Annotated in this window: 13 protein-coding genes; 2 read left to right on the top strand and 11 right to left on the bottom strand. The window is 50.9% G+C overall.

Features of this window, described 5'->3' with window-relative positions:
- Positions 1–3: 3 nt before the first annotated feature.
- Entirely contained in the window at positions 4–546 is a 543-nt protein-coding gene (locus MHH28_RS23795) for a GNAT family N-acetyltransferase (RefSeq protein WP_405106107.1), read from the top strand.
- A 37-nt stretch (positions 547–583) separates the two neighbouring features.
- Here the strand turns inward: MHH28_RS23795 and MHH28_RS23790 are convergent, their stop codons facing one another.
- On the bottom strand, positions 584–937 hold the full coding sequence (locus tag MHH28_RS23790; RefSeq protein ID WP_405106105.1) for a nitrous oxide-stimulated promoter family protein: 354 nt from the start codon (positions 935–937) through the stop codon (positions 584–586).
- 29 nt (positions 938–966) lie between these two features.
- Entirely contained in the window at positions 967–1224 is a 258-nt protein-coding gene (locus MHH28_RS23785) for a hypothetical protein (protein WP_405106103.1), read from the bottom strand.
- Positions 1225–1602: 378 nt separating this feature from the next.
- Between MHH28_RS23785 and MHH28_RS23780 the strand changes: the two genes are divergently transcribed.
- Positions 1603–2706, top strand: coding sequence for an IS4 family transposase (locus tag MHH28_RS23780; RefSeq protein WP_405106101.1), 1104 nt, complete (start codon positions 1603–1605; stop codon positions 2704–2706).
- 136 nt (positions 2707–2842) lie between these two features.
- Here the strand turns inward: MHH28_RS23780 and MHH28_RS23775 are convergent, their stop codons facing one another.
- The 9 genes from MHH28_RS23775 to MHH28_RS23735 all read right to left on the bottom strand — a co-directional run bounded on the left by MHH28_RS23775 (position 2843) and on the right by MHH28_RS23735 (position 16204).
- Positions 2843–2974 carry a hypothetical protein gene (locus MHH28_RS23775; RefSeq protein ID WP_405106099.1) on the bottom strand — a complete coding sequence of 44 codons (132 nt, stop codon included), beginning with the start codon at positions 2972–2974 and terminating at the stop codon, positions 2843–2845.
- Between the two features lie 15 nt (positions 2975–2989).
- Positions 2990–3934, bottom strand: coding sequence for a hypothetical protein (locus MHH28_RS23770; RefSeq protein WP_405106098.1), 945 nt, complete (start codon positions 3932–3934; stop codon positions 2990–2992).
- Between the two features lie 208 nt (positions 3935–4142).
- A complete protein-coding gene (locus MHH28_RS23765; RefSeq protein WP_405106096.1) occupies positions 4143–5459 on the bottom strand; it encodes an NAD(P)/FAD-dependent oxidoreductase in 1317 nt (438 codons plus the stop codon).
- Positions 5460–5489: 30 nt separating this feature from the next.
- Positions 5490–6797 (bottom strand): aminoacetone oxidase family FAD-binding enzyme, encoded by a 1308-nt coding sequence (locus MHH28_RS23760; RefSeq protein WP_405106094.1) that lies wholly within the window; start codon positions 6795–6797, stop codon positions 5490–5492.
- 300 nt (positions 6798–7097) lie between these two features.
- A complete protein-coding gene (locus MHH28_RS23755; protein ID WP_405106092.1) occupies positions 7098–11627 on the bottom strand; it encodes a polysaccharide lyase family 8 super-sandwich domain-containing protein in 4530 nt (1509 codons plus the stop codon).
- A gap of 88 nt (positions 11628–11715) precedes the next feature.
- Positions 11716–12762, bottom strand: coding sequence for a glycoside hydrolase family 130 protein (locus MHH28_RS23750; protein ID WP_405106090.1), 1047 nt, complete (start codon positions 12760–12762; stop codon positions 11716–11718).
- A 35-nt stretch (positions 12763–12797) separates the two neighbouring features.
- Positions 12798–14330, bottom strand: coding sequence for a DUF3502 domain-containing protein (locus tag MHH28_RS23745; protein ID WP_405106088.1), 1533 nt, complete (start codon positions 14328–14330; stop codon positions 12798–12800).
- A gap of 40 nt (positions 14331–14370) precedes the next feature.
- Positions 14371–15255, bottom strand: a complete 885-nt coding sequence (locus tag MHH28_RS23740; protein ID WP_340945579.1) for a carbohydrate ABC transporter permease — start codon at positions 15253–15255, stop codon at positions 14371–14373.
- A gap of 10 nt (positions 15256–15265) precedes the next feature.
- Positions 15266–16204, bottom strand: coding sequence for an ABC transporter permease subunit (locus tag MHH28_RS23735; RefSeq protein ID WP_340945582.1), 939 nt, complete (start codon positions 16202–16204; stop codon positions 15266–15268).
- Between the last annotated feature and the right edge of the window lie 245 nt (positions 16205–16449).

Below are 16449 nucleotides of genomic sequence, written 5' to 3'. Positions count from 1 at the left end.
ATCATGCAAAAATTCACTACCGACCGCTTAATCATCAGAAACTTCCAGGAGACGGATGCACCGGGGATGCTGGAGTACTTGGCCAACCCCCGTGTGAACTGCTTCCTTAGCGACCGCATCTCCACTATAGAGGAGGCCATTGCCATTGCAAGCGAACGGAGTCAGGACGACTCCCACCTGGCTGTCACCCTGAAGGAGAACGGGGCCATCATTGGCGATCTGTTCTGCATGAAAGAAGAGCCGGATACCTACAGCGTGGGCTGGCATTTCAATCCAGCCTACGAGGGCAAAGGCTATGCCAGCGAAAGCGCCCGCGCGCTACTGCGCTATCTTTTCCTGGAGCAGGAAGCCAGACGCATCTACGCCTACGTCGAGGACGACAATTTCAGATCGCAGAAGCTCTGCGAGAAGCTGGGCATGCGCCAGGAGGGCTGCTTCATGGAGTTCATCTCGTTCACCACGAATGAAGACGGAACGCCGAAGTACGAGAATACCCAGCAGTTTGCGATTTTGAAGCGGGAGTGGCTGGGGCAGGGGATGTTGTAGCGCCATTCTCCCGGCAACCGTGGGAGATGGCTGCTTGCTATCGGGACAGCGGTCTTTTTAACTTCTCCGGTATGGGGATATGCCTTATGGATTCTAACGGATGATACAGCAGCATCCATGGTCCTGAGAAACGCATAACCCCCTTGATTTTTTGGCGGTACACCGGTGAATAGCAGTGAATCGGACACTTTGCACAAGCCGTTTTCTCTTCACCGAATTTGCAGTGGGACAGTCTTTTGATCACATACTCATTTAAGCTCTGACATTCCCCACAAAGCTCTTTCTCATGATGTTTTTTCTTACAATAAATACGGATCATTTTTGAAGCTATCCGTTTTTCTTTGCGGATTGTAGGGCCATCGTTCAGCTGCTGATTTGCTGCACTGCTCATATCATAAGGCCTCCTTGACTGAGTTGAACTTAATCGTCAAAATCTTTGAAATGAAAATGCTCATGATGAATTGCATCCATTCCAACCAGCTCTCCGCTCTTCTTATGATAATACGGAAACATCCGGTTAACAGGCAGCTGTAGGAGCTGATAATTCTTATCCTTTGGCAGCTTGTCTATTTCTGCGACAGCCCTGTCATGCACTGTAAATACTCCAATGGGATAAAAGTCAGGAAACCGGCCCGTCTGCTCGGCCACAAAGATAACCCAGATATGCTCATCTTCCATTTGGACACCTCACCTTTATCTAGTACAGCATCAGCTTTAAACAAGTGACTTCATTCCATAAATGTGGTAAGGGATGAAGCTGCATTCGTAGCGAAAAAACAGGGGTAAGTGTATTCTATACAACTAAAAACAGTAAAACGGGTGGACTGCCTCTTCTAATTGTAGTCTGTACAACTAAATTTGCCCGGATGGGCGAAAATCCAGGTATAGGGGCATTTTAATTGCACGAACTACATCTAAACGGAGATTTGGCGGCACATCGGACGATTTAGTTGTACGAATTGCAAGCCTGTTGATTAGCTAAAAAAAGGTAGAAAAAAGGCCGCTCATTCGGTAAAGTGTTTGTACCCCTACAAACATCCGAAATGAGGCGACCTCATGAAAAAGTCTACTTCAATCTCGAACATTCTGCAATCGGTGATTCCCGAAGAGAAACTCTCACCGTTTCTTCAAGAACTTGAATATGTCGATAAAGCAAGGAAATTCACCGTCTATGACCTCTTCTTGTTCTTGGCGGAGGCTTCGTTCCAGCAGTGGAAGGGGTATCGGGATGGTGAAGTACGCATGGTTTCAAGCAGCCTCAGACCCGTAGACCATTCTACGCTCTCGAAAAAAGCGAAGAAGGTTCCCTTCGAGCTTTTTAAGCAACTGCTGAACCTCATGATCGATCGGTGTAATCGCTCGACCCGAAGACATTTAGGGATTCCCAAAGCGTTATTGCTCGTCGATTCCACTAAAATTACCGTGGGTAAAGGGCGGCTTCCTTGGGCTCTGCTGAAAGGCGAACGAGCGGGAATTAAATTGCACGTGTCGGTAGTGGCCGATGAAGGCCGGCTCCATAAGGTGACCGAGACCACAGGGAATTCCCATGATTTCAAAAGCTGTCCCGAGGTGACCGACAAGCGGTTTATTCTCGTAGCTGATCGGGCGTATAGCGGTTACAAACGATTCGATGACTATCTGGAGCGGCACCAATTCTTTGTTATTCGGCTTCGGGACAACACGCTCTTTCACTCCCCGGTCTCCCGAACGCGAAGCGAACCCTTCACGGGAACACTCGAACAAGATTTCACCTGCCAATTGGGAAAAAAACAAGGGCTTTCCAAAAATCGTTTTCGCGTGGTGATCCTAAGAGATCCGCAAGGCAATCCGGTGATCCTTGCTACGAATCTGCACTGGCACTCCGCCGAGCGGATTGCAGAAATCTACAAAAAGCGGTGGCAGATTGAAGTGTTTTTTCGCTGGATTAAGCAGCACTTAAACATTCCAACCTTATTTGGGACCACACCAAACGCTGTGTACGGCCAGTTATATACGGCTCTACTGGTTTATGTGTTATTAAAATTCCTGTTTGACGAAGGGAATGCAGGGGTGCATTGGAGCGCAAAACTAACGTTTGCCGACTTTGACCGCTTATTTACGCTGCAATGTTTACCCGTAGAATGGATTACCTTTTTCGCTAATGATCTTGCATTCCCATAATTTAGCTAATCAACAGGCCTGTACGAATTGCAATTAAGCCTACCCCTTGCACCCTAATCGGGGCGCGGTAAACCCTCAGCAAGCCATTAGTTAAAGTAATTCTCACACGTTTAGATCTGATGAGCTACTATTCCTATCAACGATCCCTTAGATCTACAAGAATGTCCAGATCCTCTTCAAATACATCGAGGAACGCCTCCAAGACCTCCGGCCGAACCTGTTCAGGCAATAGAGGAATGCTGCCTTTCTTTTTATGCATACTCTTCATTCACTCTCCCCCCCATCATCTGCTCCCAAGTCCTCTCATACGGATCTCGTTCAGCTCTTCTGCTGTCATTAATCCCGCTTGATACAGATTCATGTATTCCTGAGAAACGCTTTGATTAAAGATCAGCAAATCATCCGTGTTAATCGTCACAGGTACCCCATAATCATACAGCTTCCGAATAGGATGGCTGCCGTAGTTCTCCGCTACACCAAGCATAATATTACTAGTAGGACAGACATTCAGTTGAATATGGTGAGCAGAAAGCCAGCTCATAATTTGAGGCGAACGGACGGCTGCAATTCCATGGTGAACCTCATGAAGCCCGAGCTCCTCCACAGCTTTCATAACATCATCTGCGGTTCCGAACTCCCCCACATGAGCCTTGAGCGCCAGCCCCGCCGCATTCGCGGCTTGGTAAATAGACTTAAAAGACGTAATCGGCTGAGCAAATTCATCATTACAAATATCGATAGAGCGAAACCAGCGGAAAGCCAATATTTCATCTAACTGGTTATACACTTCATCTACATTGCAGGCACGATCCAAAGCCAGCTCCGGGAGAAACTGTGTTGCAGGAGCAAACCGGCGATGATATTCATTCATGATCTGCATGAATGGCTCCATTCCTCCCAAGGTATCCACCTCATCCACCCCAAAGCTTAATGCCAATCTCTCGATATGGTCGTCGGCCGCCTGCACAAAGGAAGCTTCAATCCGTTTCAAATAGCCTTGAATACCAGGGCAATGTCGTTTCACAGATTCAACAAACCATTGCTGCATGTCGTACAACGATCGGAACGGTTCCGCCGGCGGCTCTATGTCAACATGCGCCCACTCGCTAATATATCGAATGGTCCCTCCGCGTCCGGCGTGGTTATGCAAATCGCTTTTCGGGATGGACTGCAGATCCACAAGTGATTCATTCATAAGCGCTTCTACAAACCTTTGTTTAATGGACAAGTTCTTAGATCCTATCGGCAATTGGTGACATCCCCTTCAAGATAATGGAATGGCAGGTTCACTTATATCTTAGCATATCATCACTTGCAGTAGAGACACATCCACAATCAAATGAGCGTTCCTGTATCGTGTGAAACATATAAATTAAAGTTTGAAAAAAGACACCCCTAAGGGTGTCTTCACTGGTACTGCATCACTCTCTATCCCCTTACGTGGTCCGGGCACGCTGAGCAGCAAGCGCCATCGCGGCGACGTATCCGGAGCTCCAGGCCCATTGCAGGTTATAGCCGCCGCAATCGCCGTCTACATCCATCACCTCACCGGCTAAATAGAGCCCAGGCACCAGCTTAGACTCCAGCGTTCCTTCGATGAGCTCGGTCGTATCGATGCCACCGGCTGTGGTTTGGGCGTTCGTGAAGCTGTTGGTATCGGTGATTTTAAATTCCCAACGCTTCAATAGTTTATAGAATATTTTCTTGGTTTTCCATGTTAGATCCTGACACAGCAGATGCAATTGTTGATCAATTCCAGCCTCCTTCAGCAGCACAGGAATCAGCTTCTTGCTGACGATGCCCACGAAGGAATCGGCAACTGTCCGGTGTCCGAAGATCCCCCAGTGGATCTCCAGAAAATCAATTAACTCTTCCTCCGTGCGCTCCGGCATCAAATCAACCGACAGGGTCACGGATTCTCCTATGCCGAGATTATACGCAGCCTTTCTGCTTAGCTGAAGGATGGGCGGGCCCGAGATCCCATAGTCCGTAAAAAGAATCTCCCCAGACTCTGTGCGGATAACCTCATTGTTCACGATCACATGGGCTTCTCCCTCAAATTTGATGCCCGACAGTTCCTTCAAATACGGATAATCCAGCTTCAATTGTACAATGCCTGGCACCGGGTGGATCATGGTGTGTCCCAGACGCTGGGCAAGCGTATACCCGGAGCCGTCTGTTCCTGTTTTGGGAGCGGTAAGGCCACCGGTACATAGAAAAAGAAAGTTGCTGGTATACACAACCTGTTCCTCCGTCTCCGTCTGGCAGGTTATCGCGAACCGCGGATGTCCCGCCGAAACGGTCACATCGAGCACTTTATGTTTATAATATACAGGAACATTCCGGTCCTCCAGCGCCAGCTTAAACACCCCCGGCACCGAAGCCGCCTGCAGCGACATCGGATACATCCGTCCATTCTCCAAGCTCATAAAAGGAAGCCCGAGCGTGGAGAAAAATTCGATCGTCTGGCGGACACCGAATTGCCGCAGTACATGTATTGGGAATCCTGCCTGATTGCTGTGATACTTAATTGATAAAGCGGCCGCTTCATCCGTACCGGTGGCGGTAGATTGGTTCGTAATGTTGCAACGCCCGTTACCTGTCGTTATTATTTTCTTCCCGAGCCGGTCATTGCTTTCAATAATGGCTGTATCAATACCTTGATCCCTCGCTGTAACTGCAGCCATTAGACCTGCAGCACCCCCACCGATAATGAACAGCTCGTGGTGCTTAGAAGTCTGATCCTTATACATGTTAATTGATGCATCCCTTTTCCTATAAATTTATTGAATGGACTTAGCTATCGCCATGGCGGCCACATATCCGGAACTCCAGGCCCATTGCAGGTTATAGCCGCCGAAATCTCCGTCCACATCCATCACTTCGCCAGCCAAATACAGCCCGGGCACCCGCTTGGATTCCAGCGTTCCCCGGGTAAGTTCGGACGTATCAATGCCGCCGGCTGTCACCTGCGCATTCGTAAAGCCATTGGTATCCGTCACTTTGAATTCCCAACGCTTCAAGAGCCGATAAAAATTCTCTTTAATTCTCGTCGGAAGATTCTGGCAAAGAAGCTGTGGCTGTTGATCTAAGCCCGTCTCCTTAAGCAGGACAGTAACAAGCTTCTTGTTGAAGATGCCCACGAGGGAATCCGCCACGGTCCGGTGCCCAAAGCTCTCCCAGAGCTTTTCCAGAAACTCTACTAGCTCTTCCTCCGAGCGGCCCGGCATCAGATCCACCGATAGTTTCACCTGTTCTCCTCTTGCCAGATGATACGCAGCTTTCCTGCTTAGCTGGAGAATGGGCGGACCGGTAATACCATAGTCTGTGAAGGCCAGCTCACCCTGTTCACTGCCGATGACTTTACCCTTTACAATGATATGAGCTTGTCCCTGAGATTTGATACTGGACAGTGCCCTCATATTCGGATATTGCAGCTTCAATTGCACAATAGCCGGGAAAGGCTCAATCAGGGTGTGCCCCAGACGTTCGGCAAGGGTATAACCGGGAGGCTCTTTTCCTGCATTGGGACCGGTATTGCCCCCCGTAGATAGAAGCAGATAGTCGCTGGTATAAACAACCTCTTCCTCTGTCTCCGTTTGGCATTTTATCGTGAAGCGCGGATGCTCTGCCGAGACTGTAACATCCACCACTTTATTCTTAAGGTATACGGGAACATTCCGATCCTCTAGCGCCAGCTGGAAAATATCCAGTACCGCCGCTGCCTGCAGCGACATCGGATACATCAAGCCCCCCTTCAGTCTTGTAAGCGGAAGCCCAAGAAAGGAGAAAAAATCAATCGTCTGGCTGACGCCATATTGCTGCACTACCGCAAGCGGAAATCCGGATTGATTACTGTGATACTTGCGCGATAAAGCGGCTGCTTCATCCTCAGCGGTCACAGTGGATTCATTGGTAATATTGCAGCGGCCATCGCCTGTCATTAAGATCTTCTTGCCAATCCGGTCGTTACTCTCCAGAATGGCAGTATCGATCCCCATATCACTCGCAGTAACAGCGGCCATTAGTCCGGCAGCACCTGCGCCGATAATAAAGAGCTTGTGGTGCATAGAAGTCTGATTCTCATACATGGTTGGTCAATGCATCCTTTATCCAATTTTCTCTAAGCATAAAAATACTTTATTAAATTATAGCATAAGTGTACTGGTTTTCACTGATCTCCTTATGATCATAGCCGATTACACAAGTGGAAACTGCTTTGCCGTCCTGTTAAGGAAGGTACCGCTTCAGCGGGAAATAGAAGGATAATGTATAGCGTGAAACATATACATTCTTATATTTTGGCCAAAAATACAAAGCAGCGATTCCTTAAGAACAGGAGAATCGCTGCTTTGCCGTTCTAACGTATACAAATGAAAGGTTGGTTATGTTTACTTAGCTGCCAGCATTCTGAGCAGAACCGTTACCGTCTCTGCCCGCGTCGCGGCATCCTTCGGGAAGAAGTTGTTGTTGCCCTTACCCTGCATCAATCCTGACTTCTTCATCTCGGCTGCTGCTCCAACTGCCCAGGCCGGGATATCGCGGTCATCCGCGAATCCAGCGGAATGCGCAGCGGGAGCAAGGCGTAATGCTCTTGCCAGCATGACAGCCATTTCCGCTCTGGTTACAGGCGCATCCGGGCGGAAATTGCTGTTGTTATCCCCCTGGATGATTCCCAGGGATACTGCACGCGCAATAGCTGCCTTGGCCCACGGTCCAATCCGGTCACTATCCTTGAAGGACAACGCTGCTTCTGCGTTCTGAAGCTTCAGCGCATTCGCCAGCATCACCGTGAATTCAGCACGGGTCACGTTACGGTTAGGCTGGAACGAGCCGTTCGGATATCCTGTAATGATCCCCTGCTTAACGGCTTCCCGGATACTGGCCTCGGCCCAATGACCGGCAATATCGGTGAGGGATGGACCAGGGACCGGAGTAGCCGGGGCTTGCGGACTCTCGTCCGGCTTGCTAGGCGTTCCCACAATAACCGGCGGTACTGTTACTGGCGGAGTCGCTGGTGCTTCTCCTCCGGGATCGCCTCCGTTTCCGCCGCCCGAACGCTCGTTTACCGAAACATTAATTCTGCCCGTAATGGACGGATACGCGCTGAGCACCGCTGTAATCGCCACTTCTCCAGGTGTGGACGGTGCGGTAAAGACCGCGCTAAACCGGCCGTTCACATCCGTTACAGCATGAGCAGGCTCAAGGTTGCCCGAGGCTGCCGCAAGCTCGACCTCCACGCCGGAAACCGCAAGATGGTCACTACCTGAGACAATTCCTGTGATAGATACTTCATCTCCGGTATTCACGGCAGACGGTGCCGCCTGAAGTTCAATAAGTGCAGGGACTGGTATGGCCTTGCTCACGGATACGGTAACCGTATTCGTCACGGAAGGATTGCCGGTCAGTACAGCCGTAATTACGACATCCCCGGCTGCGGATGGTGCCGTAAAGACGGTGCTGAACCGCCCGTTCTCATCCGTTATGGCAAGAGCAGGTTCGAAGCTGCCTGAGGCTGCCGTAATCTCGACCCCAGCGCCCGCTAACGGAAGCTCTTCACCGTCATAGACGGTTCCCGTAACCGACACTTTGCCTCCAGCAGATACAGAGGATGGCGTGGCCCCAAGTTCAATCCGGGCAGATACAGGCGCAGTCTCTTCTTCTACGTACACGGTAATCATGTCTGTCACGGATGGACTCGCAGGCAAGATAGCTGAGATGGATACCTCTCCGGGTACGGATGGTGCGGTAAATACCGTACTGAACTTGCCGTACACATCTGTAGTTACTTTTGCAGGCTCAAGGCTCCCCTTGGCGGCTGTGAGTTCAACCTCTACACCCGGAACCGGAAGTTCGCCGTCGCCGTACACAGTTCCCGTAACGGACATGCGGCCTCCCACTGTTACGGATGGCGTTGCCTCAAGCTCCATCCGGGCAGGAACGCTTTGCTGCGTCTCTGGTCCGAACACTTTGAATTCCCAGAGCGAGTATCCGTACTTGGATGCTCTCTGAGTTCCATACATCCGGACATATCTGGCATTCACCGGACCTACGGAGATCTCGTCAATTTCACCGTCTCCATTCGCGGTACTGTATACAGTCTTCCAGTCCTCCATGGTATCGGAGACTTCAATCCGGTATTCCTTCCCATAGGAGCTTTCCCAGTGCAGCATAACCTTGGAAATGGGCTGGCTAGCGCCAAGATCGACGTAAATCCACTGCGGATCGGCATAGTTGGACCCCCAGCGGGTCGTCAATGAGCCGTCTACCGCATTTCCCACTGCCACATCGGCGGCTTTGGATGAGCTTGCAATCACGGTTTTACCTTCCGCAAGGTTGAGGGCCAGTGCTTCATACACATTAAATTCAGCAAGCGAGTAGCCGTCCCCAGTTCCCTGCTGAACGCCCTGCATGCGGACGAATCTGGCACTGGTTTTACCGAAAGCAATGTCGTCGATTCCCCCATCTCCCATCGAGGTCGCATAAACATCCTTCCAGGTGTCCCCATCATCGGATACTTGGATTTTATAGCTTTTGCCGTATGCCTTCTCCCAATGCAGTCTAACCTTATTAATCATATACTGGTCCTGCAGATCAACATAAATCCATTCGTTGTCTGAAGCGTTAGAACTCCAGCTGGAGGTTCTATACAGATCGTTAGCATTGGAAGCAAATTGCTTGCCTACGCTAGAGGAAGCGGCCGCACCTTTACTGTAAGCCAGATCATACCCGCTGTCGTCGATGGAAGCTCCCTCGCTCAGCGTCTCACTCCGGCCGGTAAATGTATCTTTACCGAGTCTGTACGTGGTCGTAGTCTGGTCTCCGTTCCGGTTCAGCGTTACATTCACGGTAATCCCCGGCGTTTCGGGATTCGCCACCGAGATGCGGACAGGGTCCGCGGATTCATCAACAATTACCATCGACGGTTTATCTACGGTAACAGTCAGTCCTTCTCTTAGCGTCACCGTACCCGGCTGATAGAACAGCATTTCCGCAATGCCAAGGGAACGGTGCCGGACCGCCTGCACGGACGGTGTATTCGCGAGAATACTAATCGGGCTTGCTTCCGCATAGCTGCCAACCTCCGCAGCGGTTTTACCCGGCAATACGATGTATTGGTAGGAGGCATTGACCGGCTTCACTCCATGATCCAGCCACATTGAGAACACCGGCTTTGTGATTGGCTCCGTTGAGCTGCCGGAAACGACATCGCTCCATTTCCCGGTCTTCGTCTCCTGCTTCACCTGGAAATCCGTCTTATCCGGGAACACATAACCGGTGTTATCGTTATAGGCCCAGCGTCCGTTCACCTTCGACGTTTCGTCTGTAACGACTTTGCCGTCTACGAGCACATCGCCTACGGCCAGACTCTGGTTCAGCGTGGTATGGACCGGTGCAGCATTCGTCGAAGTGATCCCTGCGCCCAGCGCGACCATTTCATCGTCGAAGAAAAAGTATCCCTTTTTCCCGCTGGTACTCAGCTTATTGAAATCAAATGCAGTGGCTCCATAACGCTCATTGGTTACGCCGCCTACAAACGTCTTCGGGTTGTTGAAATTATTCTCCTTCGTGAATACGTTGGGAGCTGTAGTCCCCGGAACATGAGTCCAGTCCATCAGCGGGTACACGGTTCTGTACTCATCTCCGGTTCTCTGGATGGCCGTAGCGCCTTGCGGAGTCCAGTAGAGCAGATTGTATCCGTTTGGGTTAATAGTTCTAAATTCGCCGCCCTTGACTGTACTGGACGACATCTTGACCGTGATTCCGTAATCCTTCCGCATATGAGAGGAGACCAGTGTCTGCCATTGCGTCATATTATTCGCATCCAGTCCATTGCTCTTGACCGTGCCGATGTTGCGGATATTATCCAGGAAAACGGCGAACTCATCCGCCCGCTTCGGATTGGCCGCCTGCATCCACTGGAGTGGATCTTCATAGAAGGTCAGCGCAGAGCTCTCATAATCCGGCCACTCCGGCCCGTTCATCCCCATCCCCAGATCGGCCACATCGCCTCTCACCAGATATCTGGTCCCATCCAGCAGATAGGAGGATAAGGAGTCAATAGCTGCCTGGCTGTAGGCGAAGCTGGTGCCCGAGACCACATAAGCCCAGAAGGACATATCTCTGGCAAAGCTTCGTCCATAGCCCGTGGTGTAATTCGTCTTCCCATGCATGAAAAAGGACATGTCAGACTGGATTCCCGTTAGCGTCTCCGTCACCGCCGAGAGCACGTTGAACGCCTCTACGGCGCTGCGGACATTCTGGGCATCCTCCAGCAATAAGCCGCGGATCATATAGTTCTGATTGTACCAGGACGAGTTGGCTCCATCGATCGTATTCGGTTTGCTGTCTAACGTGCCGACAATATTGGCAGCCTGTTCTGTAGTCAGATAGCCTTCACACAGCAGCGCAATTTTGCTAAGCCGCAGTTGTTTGCCGATGCCGGTCTCCCACCAGTTGGTTGAAGTCGGTTTTACCGTGAACCAATAGTCGAGCCCGTTTTGAATACCTTTCAGCAGGGCTTCATTATGATAGTAGGGACTCTTCGGGTCCGCAAAAGCCTGAGCCATCGACTGCATCCGGTCCAGGGCAAGATAAGGCGACCACGCCCGCCCGTTGGCACTGGAGGCCGTACTGGTGTAATCTACATCCGCCCAGCTTCCATTAGCTTTTTGACTAGATAAGTAAGTTCCGGCCTGTGATTTAAAAGTCCATTCGACCCGGCCGTTCGTTCCGTCATTGATGATATCCTTGGAGATATAGAAGTCTACCACCCGTTGCTTCATCAGCTTCATTTCAGCCAGCTCTTGCGATGATCCATCCGCTGATACAGGGTAGTGGAACCCGAGGGTCGAGATCATCAAACCCACCATAACGAGACATACCCATCTCTTGATCCTGCTTTGCATGTTAACAGTCATGTACGCGCTCCTTTGCCTATCTGCATTATATTGTTAGCGCTTTCCTTTTTGCCGATAAAAGAAGGCAGCTTGCACTGCCTCCAGCTTATTACCATAGCGTACTTAATATATCCTCCAGGGGAATGTCCGCCACTGCCATCACTTCGTCCGCAGCACCGTAATACATACGGACCGTCTGGTCCAGCAGCAGGGCTCCGCATGAGAACACGACCTTGCCGAAGAATCCGTTCACCTCATAGGAAGCTTCCGGCTCCAGCACTGGGACACGCGATCTCGCAATGACCCGGGACGGGTCCTCCAGATCCAGCAGCACCGCTCCCATACAATAACGGTGGCTGCTGTCCGCGCCATGATACAGCGCAAGCCAGCCGCGTTCGGTTCGAATCGGAACCGCCCCGCCGCCCATACGGGCCGAGTCCCAGCCCTGCTCGCCGAGTCCCATCAGGAAGCGGTGGTTCCCCCAATGGTCCAGATCGGGCGATTCCGCGATCCACATCTCGGGAGCGCCGAATGACTTCGGCACCGGACGATGCAGAGCGTAGTATTTGCCGCCAATTTTCTCGGGGAAAATCATAACATCCTTATTCTCGGGAGGCAGCATCAGCCCGCGCCGTGTGAAGGTCCGGAAGTCGCTGGTCTCCGCCAGCCCGACACCGACACCGCGCGCGGAGGCCGCGCTGTAAGTAATGTAATAGGTGTCCCCGATCCGGGTCACACGCGGATCTTCGATCCCCCAGGCTTCCAGAGGATGCTCCGGGAACAGGGCCGGCTGCGGCTCCACCTCGAAATGAATGCCATCCCGGCTTCGTGCTACCCGCAGATGGGATAAGGAGGTGAGCATGACCGTCTGTCCGTCCTTGGCTACGAAGCGCGAGTCAGCGAAATCATAGCCCGGATCGTTCTTGTCGTACCGCTCGACCTGCACCTCCGTCCCTGCTTCATTCAGCCGGGGAACGAGCACCTCGTCCGCCCGGTCAGATATTGGCGCTTCGGCCACGCGCAGTAAGAGGATCGTCTCATCCTGTAACTGCGCAACGCCTGCATTGAACGCACCCAGCACCCGGAAATCGGGACGGGAGGGGGGAACATCCCCGGCTTCAATCAGCGGATTATGCGCGCTGCGTGTTATTTTCATTGGAGTGACCTCTTTCTGTGTTTGAAGTACGGTTGTTATTTCCCGGAGGTGACGGCATCAATCTGGGCCTGGATTTCATCAACGACTTTTTGCCCGCCGAGACTGGCCATTTTGTCCTCCATCGTTTTTCTTCCTTCCTCCGCAGGGATCAGGCCTTGGCTAAGCGGCAGGAAGATCGAATCGTGCAGCGGAGTGATTTTGGCATATTCCGTCTTCACTTTCTCGGCGTTGAAGTTGAAGCCTGCAATTGGACTCAGCGTGAAATTGGACGTCTGGGTCGAGAAGTCGAACCACTTCTTGTCATCTGGCATCATGGTGTCCGGTGTACGGTTCAGCGTCGGCCGCCAGGTCAGCACATAACCAGGGAACGTATAGCTGGACAGTACCTTATAGCTCGAATCGCCGACAGGCTCCCAGTCCTTGCCTTGAATGCCGTATTCCATCAGATCATGGTTCTCCTTAATCGACAGCCAGTTCATTACATCCATAGTAACTTCCGAATGCTTGGAAGTAGTCGGAATACAGAGGAAGTTCCATTGCTGATAAGCCGTATAAGGCTTGGCCTGCTCCCCGTTCGGAATGAAGATCTCCAGCTTGTCGCTGCCATCCTTCAGCATTTCCGAATATTTCAATCCTTCCACACCATCGGCTGCATAGTAGGTCGCCGCATATTTACCCTGCTTGAACAGCGTTTCCGCATTTTGCTCCTGGGCAATATTCTTGGAGATAATTCCATCCTTATAGTATTTGGTGACACGTTCATAGGCATCGGCAATCGTCGGACTCACCCATTGGCCAATGACCTTCTTATCCTTGATCGAATACGAGAACATGTTGACCCCGATCTCCAGCACTTCATCCTTCGCCAGATTCGCAGAGTCACTCAGAATGAATGGCAGCTTATCCGCCTTAATTCCGTTAATGACGAACGGCTTGATGTCTTTCTCATTTTCCTTGACCGCATACAGGAATTTCTCCAGGTCACCCAGCGTTTTCAGCTCGGGAAGCCCGTATTTCTCGCGCAAGTCCTTGCGGATCAGCAGGCCATAGAGCTGGCCTTGGGTGGTGCCGAGCGGAACCCCCATGATTTTGCCGCCGAACTTGTTGTACTCCCACATTTCCTCCGGAATGGATGCCTTCAGCTCCGGCCGTGCAGCCACTGCCGCATCCAGCTCCATCAAAGATTTACTCTCAATCATCTGGTTCATGGATATCCAAGGAGCATCCAGATACATATCGAACTCTTCCCCGGCAGACATCTTCACGGATACCGCATTCCCGTAATCGGACCATGGCATGAAATTGACATTCAGGGCGGCTCCGATATTATCCGCTTTCAGCTTGTCGTTAACCGCCTGCAGCACATTATCGAACCCCGCAGGTTTATCTCCCGGGAAATAAGCCTTTAGCGTCACAATATCCTTGGCAGCAGGAGCTGCACTGTCTGTACTGGATGGGGGATTCGCAGCATTGCCTTCATTTTTCGTATTCCCCCCGCAGCCCGCGAGCACCAGTGACGATACCAATACCGCTGTTGTTGCCGTGCCAAACCATCTTTTTACCCTCATCTCATAACCCTCCCATATCTATGGACACAATCTGAATAACTTACCCTTTTACCGCTCCTACCGTTAGACCTTTGACAAAATATTTCTGAAGCATCGGATACAGCAGCACAATCGGGCCGATGGTCAGCACAGTTGTCGCCATCCGCACCCCGTAAGTCGGTGGTGTCACTGCAATCGCCGCACCGGAAGGAATCAGATTCTTGGCCGCCTCCATATTGGAGACCATCCGGCGCAGAATTAACTGCAGCGGGAATAATTTCTCATTATCGATGAACATCAGTCCCATGAACCAGTCATTCCAGAAGCTCAATGCATAGAAGAGGCCGACAGAAGCCAGAATCGGCTTCGAGATCGGAATCATAATCTGGAAGAACACTCTCATCTCATTCGCTCCGTCTATTCTGGCGGCTTCCTCCAGCTCCTCCGGAATGGTGCGGAAGAAGCTAACCAGCAGGAAGACGAGGAATGGCTGGCACAACATCGTCAGAATCAGCACCCAGATCGTATTCTGCAAATGCAGCCACTGGCTAACCACAATATAGAACGGAATGATGCCTCCCGAGAAGAGCATAGGCAAGTAGCAGAATAACAGAAAAGGCGTTTGCAGAACATTCCGTTTATTCGCCAGTGAATAGCCGAGCATGGCCGAAATGCACAGGGCGCTTAAGGCCCCGACAACCGTAATGAACACGGTGACTCCATAGCCATTGAACAATACATCGGATTGCAGAACCGCCTTATAAGCGGCCAGCGATAATTTTTGCGGAAATAAGGTGTAGCCGTGCGCAATCAGCTCCTCCTCATCCGTAAACGAGCCGGCAATCATCAGCAGAAAAGGAAACAGACAAAATATAGTGAACAGCAAAATGAACGTATGGGCGAATGCCGTAAAGGTGCGATCCGCAGCGCTATGTTTCTGTCTCATAGTTACTCTCCTAGAATAAAGCAGATTCTTTAGATACCCTCCGGGTTACCCAGTTGGCGGCAATGACGAAGATCAGACCCATAATGGACTGGAACAGACCTACAGCCGATGACATGCCGAAATCGTGCAGCTGTCTCATCGAGCGGAAGACAAAGGTATCAATAACGTCCGTAGTCGGATACAGCATGGAGTTGTCTCCAATGATCGCATAGATCATCGCAAAGTCACCATTGAAAATTTTGCCTACGGCCAGCAGCGTCATGATCATAATCGTCGGCACCAGCAGCGGCAATGTAATGCGGGTTACAATCTGCAGCTTGGATGCTCCGTCAATCCGGGCAGCCTCGTACAGATCCTCCGGTATTCCCGTAATGGAAGCCAGGAAAATGATCGAAAGATAACCGGCACCTTGCCACACACGGATCACAGTCAGTATATACGGCCAAAGCTTCGACTCAAACATCCAGTTGACCGGTTCCATGCCGATATTGTGCAGCCAGACATTAATCATGGGCTCTTCCCCGCCGAATAAGGATTGCACAATCATTCCGATCACAATCCATGACATGAAATAAGGAAGGAAAATAAGCGACTGCGAGATCCGTTTGAAATACTTATTGCGGATCTCATTGAACATGAGCGCAATCAGAACGGCAGCCGCTGTCGTAAACACAATAAACAGCACGTTGAGCATCAGTGTGTTCCGCAGAATAATCCAGAAGTCATCTGATGTAAAAAAGTAATCAAAATTTCTAAAACCTACCCAGTCACTCCCCGTGATCCCCTTGGCAAAATCATAGTCTTTGAAGGCAATCATAATCCCGTATATAGGCAAATAACTGAACACGAGAAAAAACAACAGCCCCGGTACAGCCATTACATATAGAAAAGGATTCTGCACGATATGCCTCCATTTTGAACGTCTACCTGCGTTAAGCTGGTAGTTCATCTTTACATCCCCCCTTTCCTCAAGACCGGTAATCGCTTAAGGAGCGTCCCGTTATCTATGCCGTCACCTTATCAAGCCCTTACGGCCAGAGCAATTCCGAGAAGCTCCAATCCTTCCCGCAAGCGCAGATTTACCGCCTTCCCAAAAACAACACTCTTCCGAAAACAAACGATTTGGCAGACGAAATTGCACGTTATGCTATAATAAACCTACTTATTACGAGCCGGGCAGTTATGATTACGGAG

Source organism: Paenibacillus sp. FSL K6-1217, assembly GCF_045040735.1.
GTDB lineage: Bacteria > Bacillota > Bacilli > Paenibacillales > Paenibacillaceae > Paenibacillus_AQ.
Note: the sequence above shows the minus strand (reverse complement) of the source record. Positions and strands in the feature narration are given on the sequence as shown.

Coding starts and splice junctions, on each gene's coding strand:
- MHH28_RS23795 (WP_405106107.1), top strand. CDS start 4: ATGCAAAAATTCACTACCGACCGCTTAATCATCAGAAACTTCCAGGAG.
- MHH28_RS23790 (WP_405106105.1), bottom strand. CDS start 937: ATGAGCAGTGCAGCAAATCAGCAGCTGAACGATGGCCCTACAATCCGC.
- MHH28_RS23785 (WP_405106103.1), bottom strand. CDS start 1,224: ATGGAAGATGAGCATATCTGGGTTATCTTTGTGGCCGAGCAGACGGGC.
- MHH28_RS23780 (WP_405106101.1), top strand. CDS start 1,603: ATGAAAAAGTCTACTTCAATCTCGAACATTCTGCAATCGGTGATTCCC.
- MHH28_RS23775 (WP_405106099.1), bottom strand. CDS start 2,974: ATGAAGAGTATGCATAAAAAGAAAGGCAGCATTCCTCTATTGCCTGAA.
- MHH28_RS23765 (WP_405106096.1), bottom strand. CDS start 5,459: ATGTATAAGGATCAGACTTCTAAGCACCACGAGCTGTTCATTATCGGT.
- MHH28_RS23760 (WP_405106094.1), bottom strand. CDS start 6,797: ATGTATGAGAATCAGACTTCTATGCACCACAAGCTCTTTATTATCGGC.
- MHH28_RS23755 (WP_405106092.1), bottom strand. CDS start 11,627: ATGACTGTTAACATGCAAAGCAGGATCAAGAGATGGGTATGTCTCGTT.
- MHH28_RS23750 (WP_405106090.1), bottom strand. CDS start 12,762: ATGAAAATAACACGCAGCGCGCATAATCCGCTGATTGAAGCCGGGGAT.
- MHH28_RS23745 (WP_405106088.1), bottom strand. CDS start 14,330: ATGAGGGTAAAAAGATGGTTTGGCACGGCAACAACAGCGGTATTGGTA.
- MHH28_RS23740 (WP_340945579.1), bottom strand. CDS start 15,255: ATGAGACAGAAACATAGCGCTGCGGATCGCACCTTTACGGCATTCGCC.
- MHH28_RS23735 (WP_340945582.1), bottom strand. CDS start 16,204: ATGAACTACCAGCTTAACGCAGGTAGACGTTCAAAATGGAGGCATATC.